This window comes from Tatumella sp. JGM130, from assembly GCF_018257525.1.
Classification (GTDB): domain Bacteria; phylum Pseudomonadota; class Gammaproteobacteria; order Enterobacterales; family Enterobacteriaceae; genus Tatumella; species Tatumella punctata.
Genome location: NZ_JAERJS010000092.1, coordinates 1 through 685, shown reverse-complemented (window position 1 = coordinate 685; position 685 = coordinate 1). Strand labels below are relative to the sequence as shown.

Genomic DNA, 685 nt, shown 5'->3' with positions numbered 1-685 from the left:
GCGCGATGCGCAGCGGCGTGACAGGGACTGAAGCGATTCGGTCCGGAGAAAAAATCACGAAATAGTGGTTGACTCCTGAGGTGAAAAGCGTAATATACGCCACCTCGCAGTGACAACCTAAACGGTTGAACTGCAACGCTCTTTAACAATTTATCAGACAATCTGTGTGGGCACTCGCAGGATTGATATCAAACGTCTCCGGACGTAAAAAATATCAAGTCTTAAGAGTGAACACATAATGAAATTCATTATGAGTGTTTTACACTTGAGCATCGCTTAAACATGTTTTAAGCAAATCAAACTTTAAATTGAAGAGTTTGATCATGGCTCAGATTGAACGCTGGCGGCAGGCCTAACACATGCAAGTCGAACGGTAGCACAGGGGAGCTTGCTCCCTGGGTGACGAGTGGCGGACGGGTGAGTAATGTCTGGGAAACTGCCTGATGGAGGGGGATAACTACTGGAAACGGTAGCTAATACCGCATAATGTCGCAAGACCAAAGCGGGGGACCTTCGGGCCTCGCACCATCGGATGTGCCCAGATGGGATTAGCTAGTAGGTGGGGTAATGGCTCACCTAGGCGACGATCCCTAGCTGGTCTGAGAGGATGACCAGCCACACTGGAACTGAGACACGGTCCAGACTCCTACGGGAGGCAGCAGTGGGGAATATTGCACAATGGGCG

At 50.1% G+C, this 685-nt stretch carries 1 rRNA gene; it reads left to right on the top strand.

Annotation, left to right across the window (positions count from 1 at the left end):
• Nucleotides 1-305: 305 nt before the first annotated feature.
• A 16S ribosomal RNA gene (locus JK211_RS16800) occupies nucleotides 306-685 on the top strand; the annotation flags it as partial.